The sequence below is a fragment of the Streptomyces atroolivaceus genome (assembly GCF_000717025.1).
Classification (GTDB): domain Bacteria; phylum Actinomycetota; class Actinomycetes; order Streptomycetales; family Streptomycetaceae; genus Streptomyces; species Streptomyces atroolivaceus.
In genome coordinates this window covers 98050-115878 of record NZ_JNXG01000020.1, presented here as the reverse complement: position 1 = coordinate 115878, position 17829 = coordinate 98050, and the positions used below count along the sequence as shown (strand labels likewise).

The 17829-nt window shown below is 71.7% G+C and carries 13 protein-coding genes and 1 riboswitch; of the genes, 3 read left to right on the top strand and 10 right to left on the bottom strand.

Going from position 1 to position 17829, the window contains the following annotated elements:
* Positions 1-19: 19 nt before the first annotated feature.
* The 3 genes from OO67_RS31585 to OO67_RS31575 form a co-directional block, all read right to left on the bottom strand.
* Complete coding sequence (locus OO67_RS31585; protein WP_033305229.1) at positions 20-1207, bottom strand: alkaline phosphatase family protein; 1188 nt, start codon at positions 1205-1207, stop codon at positions 20-22.
* The gene (locus OO67_RS31580; RefSeq protein ID WP_033305249.1) at positions 1207-1803 is read right to left on the bottom strand and encodes a DUF5998 family protein; all 597 of its coding nucleotides are present in this window, start codon (positions 1801-1803) and stop codon (positions 1207-1209) included. Before OO67_RS31580 ends, OO67_RS31585 begins: the two co-directional genes overlap by 1 nt.
* Before the next feature lie 63 nt (positions 1804-1866).
* On the bottom strand, positions 1867-4779 hold the full coding sequence (locus tag OO67_RS31575; RefSeq protein ID WP_033305228.1) for a bifunctional acetate--CoA ligase family protein/GNAT family N-acetyltransferase: 2913 nt from the start codon (positions 4777-4779) through the stop codon (positions 1867-1869).
* 164 nt (positions 4780-4943) lie between these two features.
* On the opposite strand from OO67_RS31575, the gene OO67_RS31570 reads away from it, so the two are divergent.
* A complete protein-coding gene (locus tag OO67_RS31570; RefSeq protein ID WP_018520603.1) occupies positions 4944-5225 on the top strand; it encodes an HPr family phosphocarrier protein in 282 nt (93 codons plus the stop codon).
* 170 nt (positions 5226-5395) lie between these two features.
* Here the strand turns inward: OO67_RS31570 and OO67_RS31565 are convergent, their stop codons facing one another.
* From OO67_RS31565 to OO67_RS31550, 4 genes are all read right to left on the bottom strand, one after another.
* A complete protein-coding gene (locus OO67_RS31565; protein ID WP_033305227.1) occupies positions 5396-6100 on the bottom strand; it encodes a GntR family transcriptional regulator in 705 nt (234 codons plus the stop codon).
* A 226-nt stretch (positions 6101-6326) separates the two neighbouring features.
* Entirely contained in the window at positions 6327-7121 is a 795-nt protein-coding gene (locus OO67_RS31560; protein ID WP_033305226.1) for a M23 family metallopeptidase, read from the bottom strand.
* A 13-nt stretch (positions 7122-7134) separates the two neighbouring features.
* Positions 7135-7302, bottom strand: a riboswitch (cyclic di-AMP (ydaO/yuaA leader).
* Between the two features lie 191 nt (positions 7303-7493).
* The gene (locus tag OO67_RS31555) at positions 7494-8876 is read right to left on the bottom strand and encodes a M16 family metallopeptidase (protein WP_033305225.1); all 1383 of its coding nucleotides are present in this window, start codon (positions 8874-8876) and stop codon (positions 7494-7496) included.
* A gap of 26 nt (positions 8877-8902) precedes the next feature.
* The gene (locus OO67_RS31550) at positions 8903-10255 is read right to left on the bottom strand and encodes a M16 family metallopeptidase (protein WP_033305224.1); all 1353 of its coding nucleotides are present in this window, start codon (positions 10253-10255) and stop codon (positions 8903-8905) included.
* Positions 10256-10500: 245 nt separating this feature from the next.
* On the opposite strand from OO67_RS31550, the gene OO67_RS31545 reads away from it, so the two are divergent.
* The gene (locus tag OO67_RS31545) at positions 10501-12951 is read left to right on the top strand and encodes a DNA gyrase/topoisomerase IV subunit A (protein WP_033305223.1); all 2451 of its coding nucleotides are present in this window, start codon (positions 10501-10503) and stop codon (positions 12949-12951) included.
* A 25-nt stretch (positions 12952-12976) separates the two neighbouring features.
* On the opposite strand, the gene OO67_RS31540 is transcribed toward OO67_RS31545, so the two are convergent.
* Positions 12977-14041: a CobW family GTP-binding protein gene (locus tag OO67_RS31540; protein WP_033305222.1), complete on the bottom strand. Its 1065-nt coding sequence runs from the start codon at positions 14039-14041 to the stop codon at positions 12977-12979.
* Positions 14042-14061: 20 nt separating this feature from the next.
* Positions 14062-15225, bottom strand: a complete 1164-nt coding sequence (locus OO67_RS31535; protein ID WP_033305221.1) for a citrate synthase/methylcitrate synthase — start codon at positions 15223-15225, stop codon at positions 14062-14064.
* A gap of 139 nt (positions 15226-15364) precedes the next feature.
* Between OO67_RS31535 and OO67_RS31530 the strand changes: the two genes are divergently transcribed.
* Positions 15365-16690, top strand: coding sequence for a citrate synthase (locus OO67_RS31530; protein WP_078598392.1), 1326 nt, complete (start codon positions 15365-15367; stop codon positions 16688-16690).
* Between the two features lie 43 nt (positions 16691-16733).
* Here OO67_RS31530 and OO67_RS31525 read toward each other — a convergent pair whose 3' ends face one another.
* Complete coding sequence (locus tag OO67_RS31525; protein WP_033305219.1) at positions 16734-17741, bottom strand: LacI family DNA-binding transcriptional regulator; 1008 nt, start codon at positions 17739-17741, stop codon at positions 16734-16736.
* Between the last annotated feature and the right edge of the window lie 88 nt (positions 17742-17829).

The window sequence follows — 17829 nt, the reverse complement described above, 5'->3', positions numbered from 1 at the left end:
TGCGGTGGGGAAGCGGGGACTACGAACGTACTTCGAGGAGCGGGACCAGCTGTTCCACGGAGGTCAGCGATCCGTGCATCCCCACCATGGCGGACTCGTGCGGCTCCTTGGCCGAGGCGGTGATCACCACGTCGTCGTGAGCTGCCGCCACCACGTCGCCGATCCTGCCGTACACCCGCTCGTCGATGCGCGGGCCGAACCAGCCCGCCGCGACGGCCTCGTCCCGGCTCGCCACCCAGAACTGCTCGCCGAGCACCTCGCGCCAGACGGTCAGCACGTCGGCCTGGGCCCCGGGCACCGCGTACACATGGCGGGCACGGCCCTCACCGCCCAGCAGGGCGACCCCGGCGCTCAGCTCCCAGTCCTCGTCGAAGTCGATCCGGGACTGCTCGTCGAACGGGATGTCGATCATGCCGTGGTCGGCGGTGATGTACAGCGCCGACCGGGGCGGCAGCTGCTCGGCGAGGCGCCGGGCGAGCCCGTCGACGTACATCAGCTGGCCCCGCCAGGCGTCGGAATCGACGCCGAAACGGTGTCCCTGGCCGTCGACCTCGCTGTAGTACGTGTAGACGAGGGACCTGTCACCGGCGGCGAGCCGCTCGGCGGCGAGGTCCATCCGGTCCTCGCCGGTGAGCCGGCCGAGGAAGGAACCGCCACTGAGCGCGACCTTGGTCAGGGGTGTCTGCTCGAAGTCCGGGGCGGAGACCTGGGCCGTGCGTACGCCGGCGGCGTCGGCGAGCTTGAAGACGGTGGGGTACGGCTGCCAGGCCTTGAGGTCGGTCCACGGCTTCCAGCGCAGCTGGTTCATCAGCGCACCCGTGTCCGGATTGCGCACCGTGTAACCGGGGAGGCCGTGTTCACCCGGCGCGAGGCCCGTGCCGACCGAGGCGAGCGAGGTCGCCGTGGTGGACGGGAAGCCCGACGTGACCGGCCGGCCGGTGCCGCCGCGGGAGGTGGGGAGCAGCGAGTACAGGAAGGGCGCCTCGTCCGGGTGGGCCTTGATCTGCTCCCAGCCGAGCCCGTCGATCAGGAAGACGCAGTTCCGGTCGGCGGGCGTGAGCTCCGGGATCGCCGCCTCGAAGCCGGGTACGCCCTGCCCCGCGACGAGGGTCGGCAGCAGGTCGGCGAGCGATCCGCTGCCGTACTCCGGTACGGGCGCGGTCTCGGGAGCGAGCAGGACGGGGTCCTGCCAGGCGGGCTGGACCATCAGCGGGCGGTCGCCGCGGTGGCGGCCGTGGCCTCGGAGAGGGACTGGGCGAAGACGAGGGTCTGGCGCACCGTGTCGGGGCCGTCGCCGGCCTCGCTGACGCGCAGGCTCAGGTCGTCGGCGGTGGAGCTGCCGGTGTAGCCGTGGTCGGCCTCGCAGTTGGGGTCGCCGCAGGCCGCCGGCTCGAGGTCGATACGGGAGACGGCACCCCAGCCGATGGTCAGTACGACCTCGCGGGGCAGCGTGCCGGGCACGTACTTCTCCGGATTGGCGACCACACGGCTGACCACGACGGAAGAGATCCGGTCGAGCTTGACGGACTCCGTGGACGTCGTGGCGTACGGCGTCGGCGAGCTCGTGTCGGCGGCCTGCTCGTCGGTGTGGCTGACGATGAAGCGCGTGTCCGTCAGGACGAGGACCGTGACGTGGCGGCGGACCTCGTTGGAGTCGAAGGTGGTCTCCTGGTGCACCAGGTACGAAGCGACCGGCTCCCCGCCGACAGCGGCCTCCACCGCCTCGGCCACGAGGGCCGGGTAGTAGCCGCTGCGCTCGATCGCCGCGCGCAGCCCCTGGGTCGTCGTACCGGTCTTTGCCATGAGGACCATCCTACGGGGGGCCGGTGGCTGCCGGGGACGTCGTGCTCCGGTCCGTGGGGCCCGTCAGTAGACGGGGAGCCGGCGCGGGCCGAGGTCGCTGCGGGCGGGCGGCGGGGCCAGCCGGACACTCGCTCCGAGCACCGTGAGGCCCTGCGTCGCCACGACGACGGGTTCCAGGGCGACCGAGACCACCTCGGGATGGTCGTCGACCAGCCGTGACACCCGCAGGAGCAGCTCTTCGAGCGCCGCGGTGTCCGCCGGCGCGGAGCCGCGCCAGCCGAACAGCACCGGAGCCGCCTTGATGGAACGGATCAGTTCGGCGGCGTCGCGATCGGTGGCGGGCACGAGCCGGTGGGCCGTGTCGCCCAGCAGTTCCGAGGGGGCGCCGGCCAGACCGAAGGAGAGAACGGCACCGGCGGCGGCGTCGATGGACGCCCTGACGACGGTGTCGACACCCCTGGGTGCCATGGCCTGGACGACGGGACGGAGTTCGGCGGGCGTGCCGAGCAGATCGGTCAGTTCGTCGTACGACCGGCGCAGGGCGCTCTCGTTGGCGAGGTCGAGCCGGACACCGCCGAGGTCGGCGCGATGCCGCAGATGGGGTGCGGTGGTCTTGAGGGCCACCGGGTAGCCGAGCTCCGCCGCGGCGCGGACGGCGGCGTCCGGATCGGGCGCGGGGAGCGCCGGCCGTACGGTGACGCCGTAGCGGGAGAGCAGCTCACCGGCCTCGTCGTGGGTGAGCGGGCGGCCCCGTGGGTCGGGGTCCGGGCCGAGCAGCGTCCCGATCAGCCCCGCCGTCCCGTGCTCGTCGATGGTGTCGTCGAGGAATTCGGGCACCTTGCCGGGGGCGGCCGCCTGGCGCCGCCACTGCGCGTACTTCACCGCTTCGGCGAGGGCGCGGACGGCTCGCTCGGCCGCGGGGTAGGCGGGGATCCGCCCGGCGGAGGGACCGGGGCGACCGGTGCTTCCGGGCACGGGCCCGGCCGGGGCGACGGCCCGGTCCGCACCCGCGCCCGGCGCGCCGGACGGGGGTGGGGCGGACGGCGGCGGCTCCTGCCCCGGGGCGGCCACGGGGGCGGCGGGCCGGTGCGCGGGCGGGGTGGCCGTGCTCGTCGCGGCGGCGAGGGCCTGCGCCAGTCCGCCCATCTCCACGTGCACCACCGCCACCGGCTTGGCGGGGCCGGTGGCCGCCGCCTCACGCAGCGCGGCCGCCAGGACCTCGCCCTCGCCGGTCTCCGCCTCGCCGTTCTCCCCCACCCAGGGGATCGCGGTCACGATCACGGCGTCACACGTCCGGTCGGCGAGCGCCTGGGCCAGTGCGTCCCGGAAGTCCTGCGGGCTCGCCTCCGTGGTGAGGTCGCGGGGCGGGCGCGGGCGCAGCCCCTCCGCCAGGCAGGCGTCGTAGGTGAGGAGACCGAGCGACTCCGAGTTGCCGAGGATCGCCACCCGGGGGCCGTCCGGAAGGGGCTGGCCGGCGAGGAGCAGGCCGACGTCGACCATCTCCGTCACGGTGTCGACGCGGATCACGCCCGCCTGGCGCATCAGGGCGGAGACCGTCGCATCGGGGATACGGCTGACGGGCACGGCGTGGCCCGGCGGATTGGTTCCGCTGTGGCGGGCGCCCTTCACCACGACCACGGGCTTCACGGCGGCCGTCCGGCGGGCGAGCCGGGTGAACTTGCGGGGATTGCCGAGCGATTCGAGGTACAGCAGGGCGACGTCGGTGTCCTGGTCCTCGAACCAGTACTGAAGGAAGTCGTTGCCGGAGACGTCGGCCCGGTTTCCCGCGGAGATGAAGGCCGACAGCCCTGCGCCCCTGCGGTGGAGGCCGGACAGGAGGGCGATCCCGATGGCGCCGGACTGGGTGAAGAGCCCGATGCGCCCGGCCTGGGGCGACTCGGGGGCGAGCGAGGCGTTGAGGCGGACCGCGCCGGAGGTGTTGATGATGCCGAAGGCGTTGGGTCCGATGATCCGCATGCCGTACGAGCGGGCCTGCCGGACCAGCTCCCGCTGGCGCTCCCGGCCTTCGGCACCCCGCTCGGCGTATCCGGCGGAGAGGACGACCAGACCCTGGACCCCGTGCTCGCCGCAGTCTGCGACGGCCTCGGGCACGCGTTCGGCGGGGGCCGCGACGACCGCGAGGTCGACCTGCTCGCCGATCCCGCCCACGGAGCGGTGCGCGGGCACCCCGTCGACGGTGCCCTGGTCGGCGGCGAAGGACGTGTTCACCGCGTGGACGCGCCCGGTGAAACCCGAGCCGAGGAGATTGCGCAGCACGGTCCGGCCCACGCCGCCGGGCTCCCGGCCGACGCCGATGACCGCGACGGACCCGGGGGCGAGCAGGCGCTGGACGGAACGTGCCTCGGCCCGCTGTTCGCGGGCGCGCTGGACGGCGAGGGACTCGGCCGTGGGTTCCAGGTCGAGGGTGAGGTGGACGGAGCCGTCCTCGAAGCTGCGCTGCTGGGTGAACCCGGCGTCCCGGAACACCTTGATCATCTTGTTGTTGGCGGGCAGCACCTCGGCGGCGAAGCGGCGGATGCCCCGCTCCCTGGCCACCGCCGCGATGTGTTCGAGCAGGGCCGACGCCACGCCTCGGCCCTGGTGCGCGTCCTGGACGAGGAAGGCGACCTCGGCCTCGTCCGCGGGGGCGGAGGCGGGCCGGCCCTGTCCGTTGATCCGGTCGAAGCGGACGGTGGCGATGAACTCGCCGCCGATCGTGACGGCGAGCCCCACCCGGTCGACGTAGTCGTGATGGGTGAAGCGGTGCACGTCCCGGGCGGAGAGACGCGGATACGGGGCGAAGAAGCGGTAGTACTTCGATTCGTCGGACACCTGCTCGTAGAAGCTGACCAGCCGCTCGGCGTCGTCCGTGGTGATGGGCCTGACGCGTGCGGTGCCACCGTCGCGGAGCACCACGTCCGCCTCCCAGTGGTCGGGGTACGCGTGATGCGGACTCTGCTCCGGAGTGGGCTCCATGGGCAAAGCCTACGGCTCGTCGCACCGGTCGCGGCGGGATGGCGGCGAAGGCACGCTGAGGGAGGCGGTGGGCGGCGAGCGGCCCGCGCCGATGCCGGGCACAGCAGTGCGCAGCACATGAGAGACTGGTCTAGACAACCCATTGATACGTGAAGGGCAGAACCATGGCTGAGCGCCGCGTCAACGTCGGTTGGGCCGAGGGCCTGCACGCCCGCCCCGCTTCCATCTTCGTCCGGGCAGCCACGGCCTCCGGCGTCCCGGTGACGATCGCCAAGGCGGACGGCAACCCGGTGAACGCGGCCTCCATGCTCGCGGTGCTCGGCCTGGGCGCCCAGGGCGGCGAGGAGATCGTGCTGGCGTCCGAGGCCGACAACGCCGAGGCCGCTCTGGACCGTCTGGCGAAGCTGGTCGCCGAGGGGCTCGAGGAGCTCCCGGAGACCGTCTGAGTCCGGCCGCCGCGAGCTGGATCACTCTCTGCGGAAATGCCGCGGCCTCCCCATCGGGAGCCGCGGCTTTTCTGTTTTCCGGACGGGAGCCGGCGGGACCCGGAAAACGAATTCAGGGCAGCAGAAAACACGCCCTCCGATAAACACCCTCTTTGTATACGGCGCGATTGTTAATGGCGCACTCCCCCGATGTTTACGGGAGGTTGCGAAGTCCTCACCCGCGTCGCGCCCGCCGCCTGACCCGGCCGGTCCGCGCGCCGCAGCCGGTGGGCGGCGGTGGCCCGCTCGGCGTGCAGGGTGGCGAGCGCCCTCGCCCGCTCCGGGTCGCGGCGCGCGACGGCGTCGACGAGAGCGCCGTGCTCCGCCCAGGAGTCCGCGGGGCGGGCCGGCTGCTCGACGGCGTACATCCACGCGATCTTGTGCCGGAGCTGGGTGAGCAGCGCGATGAGCGCGGGGCTGTCCGAAGCCTGCGCCAGCGTCTCGTGGAACCAGCCGCCAAGGGAGCGCAGATCCTCCCCCTCACCCCGGCGCACCCGCTCCTGCCCCAGCCTGACCAGGCCGCGGAGCACCTTGAGGTGAGCCTCCGTGCGGCGCTGCGCCGCGCGGGCGGCCCCCAGGGGCTCCAGGAGCATCCGGATCTCCAGGAGGTCGGCGGCCTCCTGCTCCGTCGGTTCGGCGACACAGGCACCGGCGTGCCGGCGGGTGACGACGAACCCCTCGGACTCCAGGGTGCGCAGCGCCTCGCGCACGGGGACGCGGGAGACGCCGTAGCGTCGCGCGAGCACCTCCTCGGTGAGGCGGCTGCCTCGTCCGAAGACGCCCGAGACGATGTCGTCACGGATTGCCGTGCATACCGAATGCGCGGGAATGCGCATGTCCGAACCTCCGCCTTAATCCCCGCGAAACGCGGCCGATCGACGCCTGTTCCGTGACTCTATTGCAACCGGCGGGAATTTCCGATGGCGGGGTGTAAACCATGGATATCTTTTGGCCTGTTGAGCACTTCGGCGAGAGCTGCGGCGCATACTCCCCTCCGGACACGGCGAAGGCCCCGGCGGATGCCGGGGCCTTCGGAGGAGCGTTCTCGTGGGGTGGCGGGGATCAGACCTGGACGCCGTGGGCGCGGAGGTAGGCGACCGGGTCCATGTCCGATCCGTACTCGGGGGTGGTCCGGGCCTCGAAGTGCAGGTGCGGCCCGGTGGAGTTGCCGGTCGAACCGGAGAGACCTATCTGCTCGCCCGAGCCGACGCTCTGGCCGACGGAGACGCCGATCGAGGAGAGGTGGCCGTACTGGGTGTACGTGCCGTCGTTCATCCGGAGCACGATGTTGTTGCCGTAGGCGCCGCCCCAGCCCGCCTCGACGACCGTGCCGGCGCCGACCGCGACGACGGAGGAGCCGGACGCCGCCTGGAAGTCCACGCCGGAGTGGCTGCCGGAGGACCAGAGCGCGCCGCCGGACTGGTAGCCGGTGGTCACGTGCGAGCCGGCGACCGGGAGGTGGAAGGAGTTCAGCCGGGCACGCTCGGCGGCGCGGGCGGCACGCGCCTTCTCCTCACGGGCCTCCGCGGCGCGGGCCTCGGCCTTGCGCTTCGCCTCCGCCTTCGCCTCCGCCCTGGCCTTCGCTTCGGCCTTCGCCTTCGCGGCGACGTCCGCCTGGTGCTGCTGCGCCTCGGCCTGAGCGTCGATCTGGGCGGCGAGAGTGGTGTCGAGGGCGACGGTCTGCGTCAGACCGGTGCCGGTGGCGGCAGCGGCCTCGGAATCCGCGGCGAGGGCCGGGGAGGCCGTGGCGCCGAGGACGCCGGTGGTGGCCAGGGCCGCGATGCCGGCGGCCTTGGCGCTCTTGCGCGTCAGGCGGCTCGGGGCACGGTGCTTCCCGGTGGCACGGATGAACGCCATGGAGGGGCTGATCCTTTCCTTCCTTCTCGCCTACCGGGTTAGCTGACGGGTTCGGAGCAGGAAGGTCTCCTACGGCCCCCTGCCCCTCTCGTGAGACACAGGGATCCGATTCACCCCAGGGACTTCGTGGGTCCCCGGCTCCCCAGGCTCGCGCCTGACGGGGACTCGGCGATGACTGTCCGGTCGCCGCGGGCGCGGCATTCGTCTGGCGGACAGCCGAGCCGACGCTAGGACGGGCCGCTTTCCCTCACCAAACGGAAAGGGCCTTTTGTCGCACATCCCACAGGACGAACAGCACTCTTCTTTGCATAACGGACAAAAGACAGAACCCCGGCGCGCATGCCCGCGCCGGGGTCCGTCACGTCCCGTTCGTCAGCCGCTGACGACCGTCACCTCGCCGATGCCGAGCGCCCTCACGGGCTCCGCGATCCGGGAGGCGTCCCCGACCAGGACGGTGACCAGACGGTCGACCGGGAACGCGTTGACCACGGCGGCGGTCGCCTCGACCGTGCCGGTCTCGGCCAGGCGGGCGTACAGCTTGGCCTGGTAGTCGTCCGGAAGGTGCTGCTCCACCTGGTCGGCCAGGGTGCCGGCGACGGAGGCCGCCGTCTCGTACTTCAGCGGGGCGACGCCCACGAGGTTCTGCACGGCGGTCTCCCGCTCGGCGTCGGTGAGACCCTCGGCCGCCAGGGTGCGCAGGACCTTCCAGAGGTCGTCGAGCGCGGGACCGGTGGACTCCGTGTCGACGGAGCCGCTGATGGCGAGCATGGCGGCGCCGGTCGAACCGGACGAGGAACCGGGCGCCGTCGAGCGCAGCACCTGTCCGAAGGCGCGCACGCCGTAGGTGTAGCCCTTCTCCTCGCGCAGCACGCGGTCCAGCCGGGAGGTGAGGGTGCCGCCCAGGCAGTACGTGCCGAGGACCTGCGCGGGCCACACGCTGTCGTGCCGGTCGGCGCCGATCCGGCCGATCAGCAGCTGCGTCTGCACGGCTCCGGGACGGTCCACGACGACCACACGGCCGGTGTCGTCCGCGGTGATCGGCGGCACGGGCCGGGCCTGGCCGGCATTCCCCGACCAGTCCCCGAGGGTCTCGGCGAGCAACGCGTCCAGGTCCACCTCGGTGAGGTCCCCGACGACGACCGCCGTCGCCGTGGACGGACGGACATGGGCGTCGAAGAAGGCACGTACGGCGGTGGCGTCGATCCGCCGGACCGTCTCCTCGGTTCCCTGGCGCGGACGCGACATCCGTGCCGTGGCGGGGAAGAGCTCCTTGGAGAGCTGCTTGGCCGCCCGCCGCGCCGGGTTGGCCTGCTCGTGCGGGATCTCGTCGAGGCGGTTGCCCACCAGACGCTCGATCTCGCTCTCGGCGAAGGCCGGAGCCCGCAGGGCCTCGGCGACCAGGCCGAGGGCCTTGGTCAGCCTGGAGACCGGGACCTCCAGGGAGACGCGGAGACCGGGGTGGTCCGCGTGGGCGTCCAGCGTGGCGCCGCACCGCTCCAGCTCCGCGGCGAACTCCTCGGCGGAGCGCTTGTCCGTGCCCTCGGACAGCGCGCGCGCCATGATCGTGGCCACACCGTCCAGTCCCTCGGGCTCGGCGTCCAGCGGTGCGTCGAGGAAGATCTCCACGGCGACGACCTGCTGGCCGGGGCGGTGGCAGCGCAGCACGGTCAGCCCGTTGGGCAGGGCGCCTCGCTCGGGCGCGGGGAAGGCCCAGGGCCTGGCCTCGCCTGCGGTCGGCTGCGGGTGGTACTCCATCGCTACTCCAGTCACGGCGGCGTCGGTCACTTGTCGGCCCCCTCGTGCGCGTCGGTGCCGTCCGTCTCGTCGGCCGGTTCGACCGGCTCGTAGACCAGGACCGCACGGTTGTCCGGGCGCAGGTGCGCCCGGGCGGCGGCCTTGACCTCGTCCGCCGTCACGTCGAGGACACGGCCCACCGCGGTCAGGGCGAGCTGCGGGTCACCGAACAGGACGGCGTAGCGGCACAGTTCGTCCGCACGGCCGGCGACCGTCCCGAGACGGTCCAGCCACTCGCGCTCCAACTGCGCCTGCGCGCGTTCCATTTCCTCCGGCGTGGGGCCCTCCTCGGCGAAGCGGGCCAGCTCCTCGTCGACCGCGGCCTCGATCTGCGGCACCTCGACACCGCCGGACGTCTTGACGTCCAGCCAGCCCAGCGAGGGCGCACCCGCCAGCCTGAGCAGCCCGAATCCCGCTGCCACGGCCGTACGGTCACGGCGGACCAGGCGGTTGTGCAGGCGGGACGACTCGCCGCCGCCGAGCACGGTCAGCGCCAGGTCCGCGGCGTCGCACTCGCGCGTGCCGTCGTGCGGCAGCCGGTAGGCGGCCATCAGCGCACGCGCGGGGACCTCCTCCTTGACGACCTCACGCAGTTGTTCGCCGATGATGCCGGGCAGCGTGCCGTCGCGCGGGGGCTGCTTGCCGTCGTGGGACGGGATGGAGCCGAAGTACTTCTCGATCCAGGCGAGCGTCTGCTCCGGGTCGATGTCGCCGACCACGGAGAGCACCGCGTTGTTCGGCGCGTAGTACGTCCGGAAGAACGCCTGCGCGTCCTCCAGGGTCGCCGCGTCCAGGTCGGCCATCGAGCCGATCGGCGTGTGGTGGTACGGGTGGCCCTCCGGGTAGGCGAGAGCGGTGAGCTTCTCGAAGGCCGTGCCGTAGGGGACGTTGTCGTAGCGCTGTCGGCGCTCGTTCTTGACGACGTCCCTCTGGTTCTCCATGGACTCCTCGTCGAGCGCGGCGAGCAGCGAGCCCATCCGGTCGGCCTCGAGCCACAGAGCCAGCTCCAGCTGGTGGGTGGGCATCGTCTCGAAGTAGTTGGTGCGTTCGAAGCTGGTCGTGCCGTTCAGGGAGCCGCCGGCCCCTTGCACCAGCTCGAAGTGCCCGTTCCCCTTGACCTGGCCCGAGCCCTGGAACATCAGGTGCTCGAAGAGGTGAGCCAGGCCCGTGCGTCCCTCGACCTCGTGGCGGGACCCGACGTCGTACCAGAGGCAGACCGCGGCTACGGGGGTCAGATGGTCCTCGGAGAGCACCACGCGCAGGCCGTTGGCCAGGCGGTGCTCGGTCGCCGTCAAGCCGCCGGAACCGGCCTGGGCTGTGGCCGTGTGACCCATGGGCATGTACGTCCCTTCGATCGGTACAGGTTTTCCTGCCGGACCTGCCACTCTAAGCAAGCGCACGGGCACCTGGCGAAGTTCCCGTCGGGTGAATGTTGTCGTGGATACTGCCCCTGACAGGCCTCCACGGGGGCCCCGGGGACCGCTTCGGACGGGTCGAGGTCGGCGTTGTCGGTACGGCGGTCCACAATGGTCGGCGTCAGAACCTGAGGTTGCCCGACAGAATCTGTGAAGGAGTCGCAGCCGCGATGGCCCGCCGCAGCACGAAAACCCCGCCGCCGGACGACTTCGAGGAGAAGATCCTCGACATCGACGTCGTCGACGAAATGCAGGGCTCCTTCCTCGAGTACGCGTACTCGGTGATCTACTCCAGGGCTCTTCCCGACGCCCGCGACGGCATGAAGCCCGTGCACCGCCGCATCGTGTCCCAGATGAACGAGATGGGGCTGCGTCCCGAACGCGGCTACGTGAAGTGCGCCCGTGTCGTCGGCGACGTCATGGGCAAACTGCACCCGCACGGTGACGCGTCGATCTATGACGCACTGGTGCGCATGGCACAGCCGTTCTCGATGCGCCTGCCCCTCGTCGACGGGCACGGCAACTTCGGCTCACTGGGCAACGACGACCCACCGGCCGCCATGCGGTACACCGAGTGCCGGATGGCCGACGCCACGTCACTCATGACGGAGTCGATCGACGAGGACACCGTCGACTTCCAGTCGAACTACGACGGCCAGGAGCAGGAGCCGGTCGTCCTTCCGGCGGCTTACCCGAACCTCCTGGTCAACGGCGCTTCCGGGATCGCGGTCGGCATGGCGACCAACATGCCCCCGCACAACCTCGGCGAGGTCATCGCCGCCGCCCGCCACCTCATCCGGCACCCCGCTGCCGACCTCGAGACGCTGATGCGTTTCGTCCCCGGCCCCGACCTGCCCACCGGCGGCAGGATCGTCGGCCTGGGCGGCATCAAGGACGCCTACGCCGCCGGGCGCGGCACGTTCAAGATCCGCGCCACGGTGGCCATAGAGAACGTCACGGCCCGCCGCAAGGGTCTCGTCGTCACCGAACTGCCCTTCACCGTCGGTCCGGAGAAGGTGATCGCCAAGATCAAGGACCTCGTCGGCTCGAAGAAGCTCCAGGGCATCGCGGACGTCAAGGACCTCACCGACCGGGCGCACGGTCTGCGTCTGGTGATCGAGGTCAAGAACGGCTTCGTGCCGGAGGCCGTGCTGGAGCAGCTCTACAAGCTGACGCCGATGGAGGAGTCCTTCGGCATCAACAACGTGGCTCTGGTCGACGGACAGCCGCTCACCCTGGGGCTCAAGGAGCTCCTGGAGGTCTATCTCGACCACCGCTTCGACGTGGTGCGCCGGCGCAGCGAGTTCCGCAGGACCAAGCGCCGCAACCGGCTGCACCTGGTCGAGGGCCTGCTCGTGGCCCTGCTCGACATCGACGAGGTCATCCGTCTCATCCGGGACAGCGACAACTCGGCGCAGGCGAAGGAGCGCCTGATGGAGCGCTTCTCACTGAGCGAGATCCAGACCCAGTACATCCTGGACACCCCGCTGCGCAGGCTCACGCGCTTCGACAGGATCGAGCTGGAGAGCGAGCGCGACAAGCTCACCGAGGAGATCGCCCAGCTGACCGCGATCCTGGAGTCGGACGCCGAGCTGCGCAAGCTGGTCTCGTCGGAACTGGCCGCGGTGGCCAAGAAGTTCGGCACCGACCGGCGCACGGTGCTCCTGGAGTCGGCTGGTTCGCAGGTCGCCTCGGTGCCCCTGGAGGTCGCCGACGACCCCTGCCAGGTGCTCCTCTCCTCGACCGGCCTCCTGGCTCGCACGGCCAACGCCGAGCCGGTCGTCCAGGCCGAGGACGCCAAGCGCACGAAGCACGACGCGATCGTCTCGGCCGTCCCCGCCACCGCACGCGGGGACGTGGGTGCGGTGACGTCCACCGGCCGGCTGCTCCGGCTCTCGGTGATCGACCTGCCGCAGCTGCCGGACACCCACGCCGCTCCGAACCTGTCGGGCGGCGCCCAGATCTCGGAGTTCCTGACGCTGGAGGCGGACGAGGATCTCGTCTGCCTCACCACGCTGGACGAGGAGTCGCCGGGACTGGCCATCGGCACCCTGCAGGGGGTGGTGAAGCGCGTGGTGCCCGACTACCCGCCCAACAAGGACGAGCTCGAGGTCATCTCGCTGAGGGACGGTGACCGGATCGTGGGCGCCACACAGCTGCGTACGGGCGAGGAGGACCTGGTCTTCATCACGTCCGACGCGCAGTTGCTGCGCTTCCCGGCCGCGTCGGTGCGTCCGCAGGGACGCGCGGCGGGCGGCATGGCGGGCGTCAAGCTCGCAGCGGGTGCCGCCGTCCTCTCGTTCACCGCGGTCGACCCCTCGGCCGACGCCGCGGTGTTCACGGTCGCCGGGTCGCACGGCACTCTGGACGACTCCGAGCGGACCTGGAAGCTCACCCCGTTCGATCAGTATCCGCGCAAGGGAAGGGCCACCGGAGGGGTGCGCTGCCAGCGCTTCCTCAAGGGGGAGGACGTCCTGGTGTTCGCCTGGGCGGGTGGGACCCCGGCACGGGCGGCGCAGAAGAACGGCGCGCCGGCCGAGCTCCCGGCCCCGGATCCGCGCCGGGACGGTTCGGGAACGCCGCTGACGAGCCCGGTCGCGGTGATCGCCGGCCCGCTGTAGGACGCGGTCCGGACGGCGACAGGCTTCAGGCCTCGTCGTCGTCCGGCTGCCGCACGTACCGCAGGACGCCCCACATGCTGCGCTCCAGCTCCTCGGTGGCGTCCTGCCAGGCGTCCAGGCAGTCCCCGAGTTCCTTGTGCAGCGCGTCGGCGTCGATACCGGAGCCGATCAGCACCAGCTGGGTCCGCCGCGGTTCCCCGCGGGCCCAGCGCTGCGGTACGAAGCGCAGGAATCCGCCGACGGCGTGCAGGGCGTACCGGTTGCCGGGGTCGCCCGCGCCGAAGTCGGCGAATCCCTTGATCCGGTAGAGGCCCGCGGGCCTGGAGTCGAGGAACGCCATGAAGCGGCGGGGGCTGAGCGGCACGTCCGAGGTGAAGGAGACGCTCTCGTACGCCGCGTGCAGGTGGTCCTCGTGTGTGCGGTCGGCCTCGGGGAGCAGGTCCTCGAACGTCAGCTGGCGGAAGGAGTCGTCCTCGTCCGGCCGGAGCACCGGGTCGAAGAGCAGCCCCGGGTCGATCCTCCCGTAGGCGGAGCAGATGACCGCCGCCCCGCCGCCCGCCGCGCCGACCGCCTCCTTCAGGGCACGCAGTCCGGCGTCCGCGACCCGGTCGGTCTTGTTCAGGACGATCAGATCGGCGACAGCGAGGTGGCGGTCGATCTCGGGATGGCGCTCCCGTGTGGCGGGGAACTCGGCGGCGTCGACGACCTCGACCAGTCCCCCGTACCTGATGTACGGATTCTCACTGGCCAGCAGCATCCGCACGAGCTCCTGCGGCTCGGCGAGACCGCTCGCCTCGATGACGATCACGTCGAGCCGGGCGGCGGGCCGCGTCAGCGTCTCCAGATAGGTGTCGAGCTCGCTCGCGTCGACGGCGCAGCACAGACAGCCGTTGCCCAGCGAAACCGTGGAACCGACCTGCCCCGCGACGGTCATGGCGTCGATCTCGATGGAACCGAAGTCGTTGACGATGACGCCGATCCGGTTGCCCGCCCTGTTGCGGAGCAGATGGTTGAGCAGTGTCGTCTTGCCGGATCCGAGGAACCCCGCCAGGACGACGACCGGGATCTGCGGGGCGCGGGGCTGGGTCAACGGGACCTTCCTCGGGTCGGTCAGGGCGCGGGCACGGGGGACGGAGGCGGAGCCCCGACGTAGCGGGCCGCCGGACGGATGATCTTCGAGTCCTCCGCCTGCTCCAGGATATTGGCGCTCCATCCGACCATGCGCGCGGCACAGAAGGTGGGGGTGAACATCGCGCGGGGCAGTCCGCAGAGCTCCATGACCACCCCGGCGTAGAACTCCACGTTCGTGTGCAGCTCGCGTCCCGGCTTGAGCTCGGCGAGGATCGACTCCACCTGGCGTTCCACCTCCACGGCGAGTTCGACGAGCGGGCCGCCGAAGCTCTGCGCGACCGAGCGGAGCATGCGTGAGCGCGGGTCCTCGGTGCGGTAGACGGGGTGCCCGAACCCCATGATCCGTTCTCCTGCGAGGACTCGCTCACGGATCCAGCCGTCGATCCGGTCCGGTGTGCCGATGGCGTCCAGGGTGTCCAGTGCCCGGCTGGGTGCGCCGCCGTGCAGCGGTCCGGACAGCGCGCCGACCGCTCCCACGAGGCAGGCGGCGACGTCGGCACCGGTGGAGGCGATCACCCGGGCAGTGAAGGTGGAGGCGTTGAAACCGTGGTCGACGGTGGAGACGAGGTACCGCTCGACGGCCGCCGTCCGTGCGGCATCCGGCTCCTGGCCGGTGAGCATGTACAGGTAGTTCGCGGCGAACGGGAGGTCGTCACGCGGTTCGACCGGTTCCAGGCCCTGCCCGAGACGGTGCAGGGAGGTCAGCACGGTGGGGACCGCGGCGCACAGCGCGAGGGCGTCCTCGCGGCGGCGGTCGGCGCCGATGTCGTACACCGGGCGGAACCCCGCCGATGCCCCGAGCAACGAGAGCGCGGTACGCAGTCCGGCGAGCGGGCCGGAGACCAGGCCCGCGCGGGCGATGGACGGCAGCGCGTCCCGCACCTCGGCGGGCAGCCGGCGCAGACCGGCGGTGCGTGCGGCGAAGCGGGCGCCCGCCGCCCGGCCGGGCAGTTCGCCATGGAACATCAGGTACCAGACGTCCTCGAAGCTGCGGCTCTGCGCCAGCTCGATCGCCGAGTACTGCCGGTAGTGGTAGAAGCCCTCACGACCGCGCACGTCTCCGAGCGCGGTGTCGGTGACGATCACGCCGGCGAGACCCCGGGGGGTTTCCAGTGGTGCGGTTTCCGTGTGCGAGGCAGGCATGGCAGGTCTCTCCTCCGCCGAACAACTTGACATTGATTCAACTGTTCATGGTTGATGAAAAGCTGTCAATGTTGACTTAATCAATATAAGTATCGGGTTGGAGTGATCGGCCATCCATGGATGTGGGTACGGTGGCGCCATGACGCATGACTCGGCACACGGGACCGGCCCTCAGGGCACAGAGGCCGAAAGGGCGGCGGTGGCGCCCCGGCTCACCACCCGGGAGGCCGCCGAACGGCTCGGGGTGAAGCCGGAGACCGTGTACGCGTACGTGAGCCGCGGGCAACTCGCCAGCACACGGGTCCCCGGTGGGCGCGGCAGCACGTTCGACGCCGCCGAGATCGACGCCCTGGCACGCCGGACCGGGCGCAGGGAAACTCCGTCGTCCGCCTCGGGCGACCTGGTCTTCCGTACCGGCATCACGCTCATCACGCCGGACCGCTGCTACTTCCGGGGCGTCGACGTCGCCGGGCTCGCCCGCCGCCACGGCTACGAGGAGGTGGCCGAGTGGATCTGGACCGGTGAGCTCCGCCCGGGTATCCGCTTCGTCGCGGCGCCCGACTCCCTCGCGGCGGCACGGCGGACCGCCGCGACACTGCCGCCACACAGCAGCTCGGCGGACCGGCTCCGGGCAGCTGTCGCCGCGGCCGCGGCCGCCGACCCCCTGCGGTTCGACCTCTCCCCCGAGGGGGTGCTCAACAGCGCGCGCAATCTGATCCCCACCCTGGTGGGCGCGCTGCCGAATGTCGCGGAGCCCGGTGGCGCGGACAGCTCGCTCGCCGCCGAGCTGTGGCCCAAGCTCTCCGCGCGGCCCGTGGACGCGGCGGCACTGGCCGCGCTCGACACGGCCCTCGTCCTGCTGGCCGACCACGATCTCGCCGCCTCCACCTTGGCGGCCCGTGTCGCCGCGTCGACCCACGCGCATCCGTACGCCGTGGTCTCCGCGGGGCTGGGTGTACTGGACGGCCCGCTGCACGGTGCCGCGAGCGGTCCGGCGCACCGCATGCTGGCCGAAGCCGTGGAGCGGGGCAGCGCGGCTCCGGTCGTCGCGGATCACCTGCGCGCAGGCCGGCCGGTGCCGGGGCTCGGGCACCGCCTCTACACGGGTGAGGATCCGCGGGCGGGTGTGCTGTTCGCGCTGCTGGACGAGATGCCGCAGGCGGCCCCGGCGATGGCGGCGGCCCGAGACGTGGTCGCGACCACCGCTCGCCACTCCGGGCTGCACGCCAACGTCGACCTGGCCCTCGCCGTCCTCTCGGTCGCGTGCGGGATGCCCGCCGAGGCCGGTGAGACGGTGTTCGCCGTGGCCCGGACGGCGGGCTGGATCGCCCACGCGATGGAGGAGTACGCGGAGCAGCCGCTGCGCCTGCGGCCCAGCGGGCAGTACAGCGGTCCGCGCCCGCCACAGCCCCTGCCCGCCCCGAAGGCGCCCGGCCTGGAGGCGGAACCCATCGCAGGGTCCTGAGCTTGCAAATTAACTACAGCCGGAGGAAATTCTCACCGGCTCCCTACCGGGGAGGCCGGGCCGTGGAACCCCGGACAACCAGCTCCGGCTCGAAGAGGAGCTCGTCGGAGGGCACCGTACGCCCTCCGATCTGCACCGAGAGCAGTTCGACGGCCGCCCGGCCCATGGCTTCGATCGGCTGGCGCACCGTGGTCAGCGGCGGCTCCGTGCAGTTCATGAACGCCGAGTCGTCGTAGCCGACGACCGACACGTCACCCGGCACCGACAGGCCGCGGCGGCGTGCGGCGCGTACCGCCCCCAGGGCCAGCGGGTCGCTGGCGCAGATGATGCCCGTGACCCCTTCGTCGAGCAGCCGTGTGGCGGCGGCCTGGCCGCCCTCGAGCGAGAACATGGCCCTCGCCACCCACTCGTCCGGGACCGTGGCCCCCGACCGGGCGGCCAGGGCGCGGGCCGCGGCGAGCTTGCGCTGCGAAGGGAGGTGGTCGGCCGGCCCCAGGACGAACCCGATCCGCTCGTGGCCGAGCGAGACGAGGTGGCGCCAGGCCTGCTCGACGGCCACCGAGTCGTCGCACGAGACGGCGGGAAATCCGAGATCGGCTATGGCGGCGTTGATCAGGACGACCGGGATCTTGCGGTCGGCGAGCACCTTGTAGTGATCATGGGGGGCATCGGCCTGGGCGTACAGCCCGCCGGCGAACACGACCCCGGACACCTGCTGCTGCAGGAGGAGCTCGACGTAGTCGGCCTCGGAGACCCCGCCCTTCGTCTGCGTGCAGAGCACCGGAGTCAGCCCCTGCTGGGCGAGCGCGCCTCCGACCACTTCGGCGAAGGCCGGGAAGATCGGATTCTGGAGCTCGGGCAGGACCAGCCCGACCAGCCGGGCGCGCTCACCCCGGAGCTGCGTCGGACGCTCGTAGCCGAGTACGTCCAGGGCGGAGAGGACAGCCTGCCGGGTGGCGTCGGACACGCCCGGCTTGCCGTTCAGCACGCGGCTGACCGTGGCCTCGCTGACTCCTACTTTCTGGGCAACCTGAGCAATTCGTCGCGTCATGAACGCAAGATTAGCGCAAGAAACGCAAGAAGATTGCGCTGGAGTGGATACTCATAGAACGCTCACAGACGGAGGGCGGGGAGGCAAG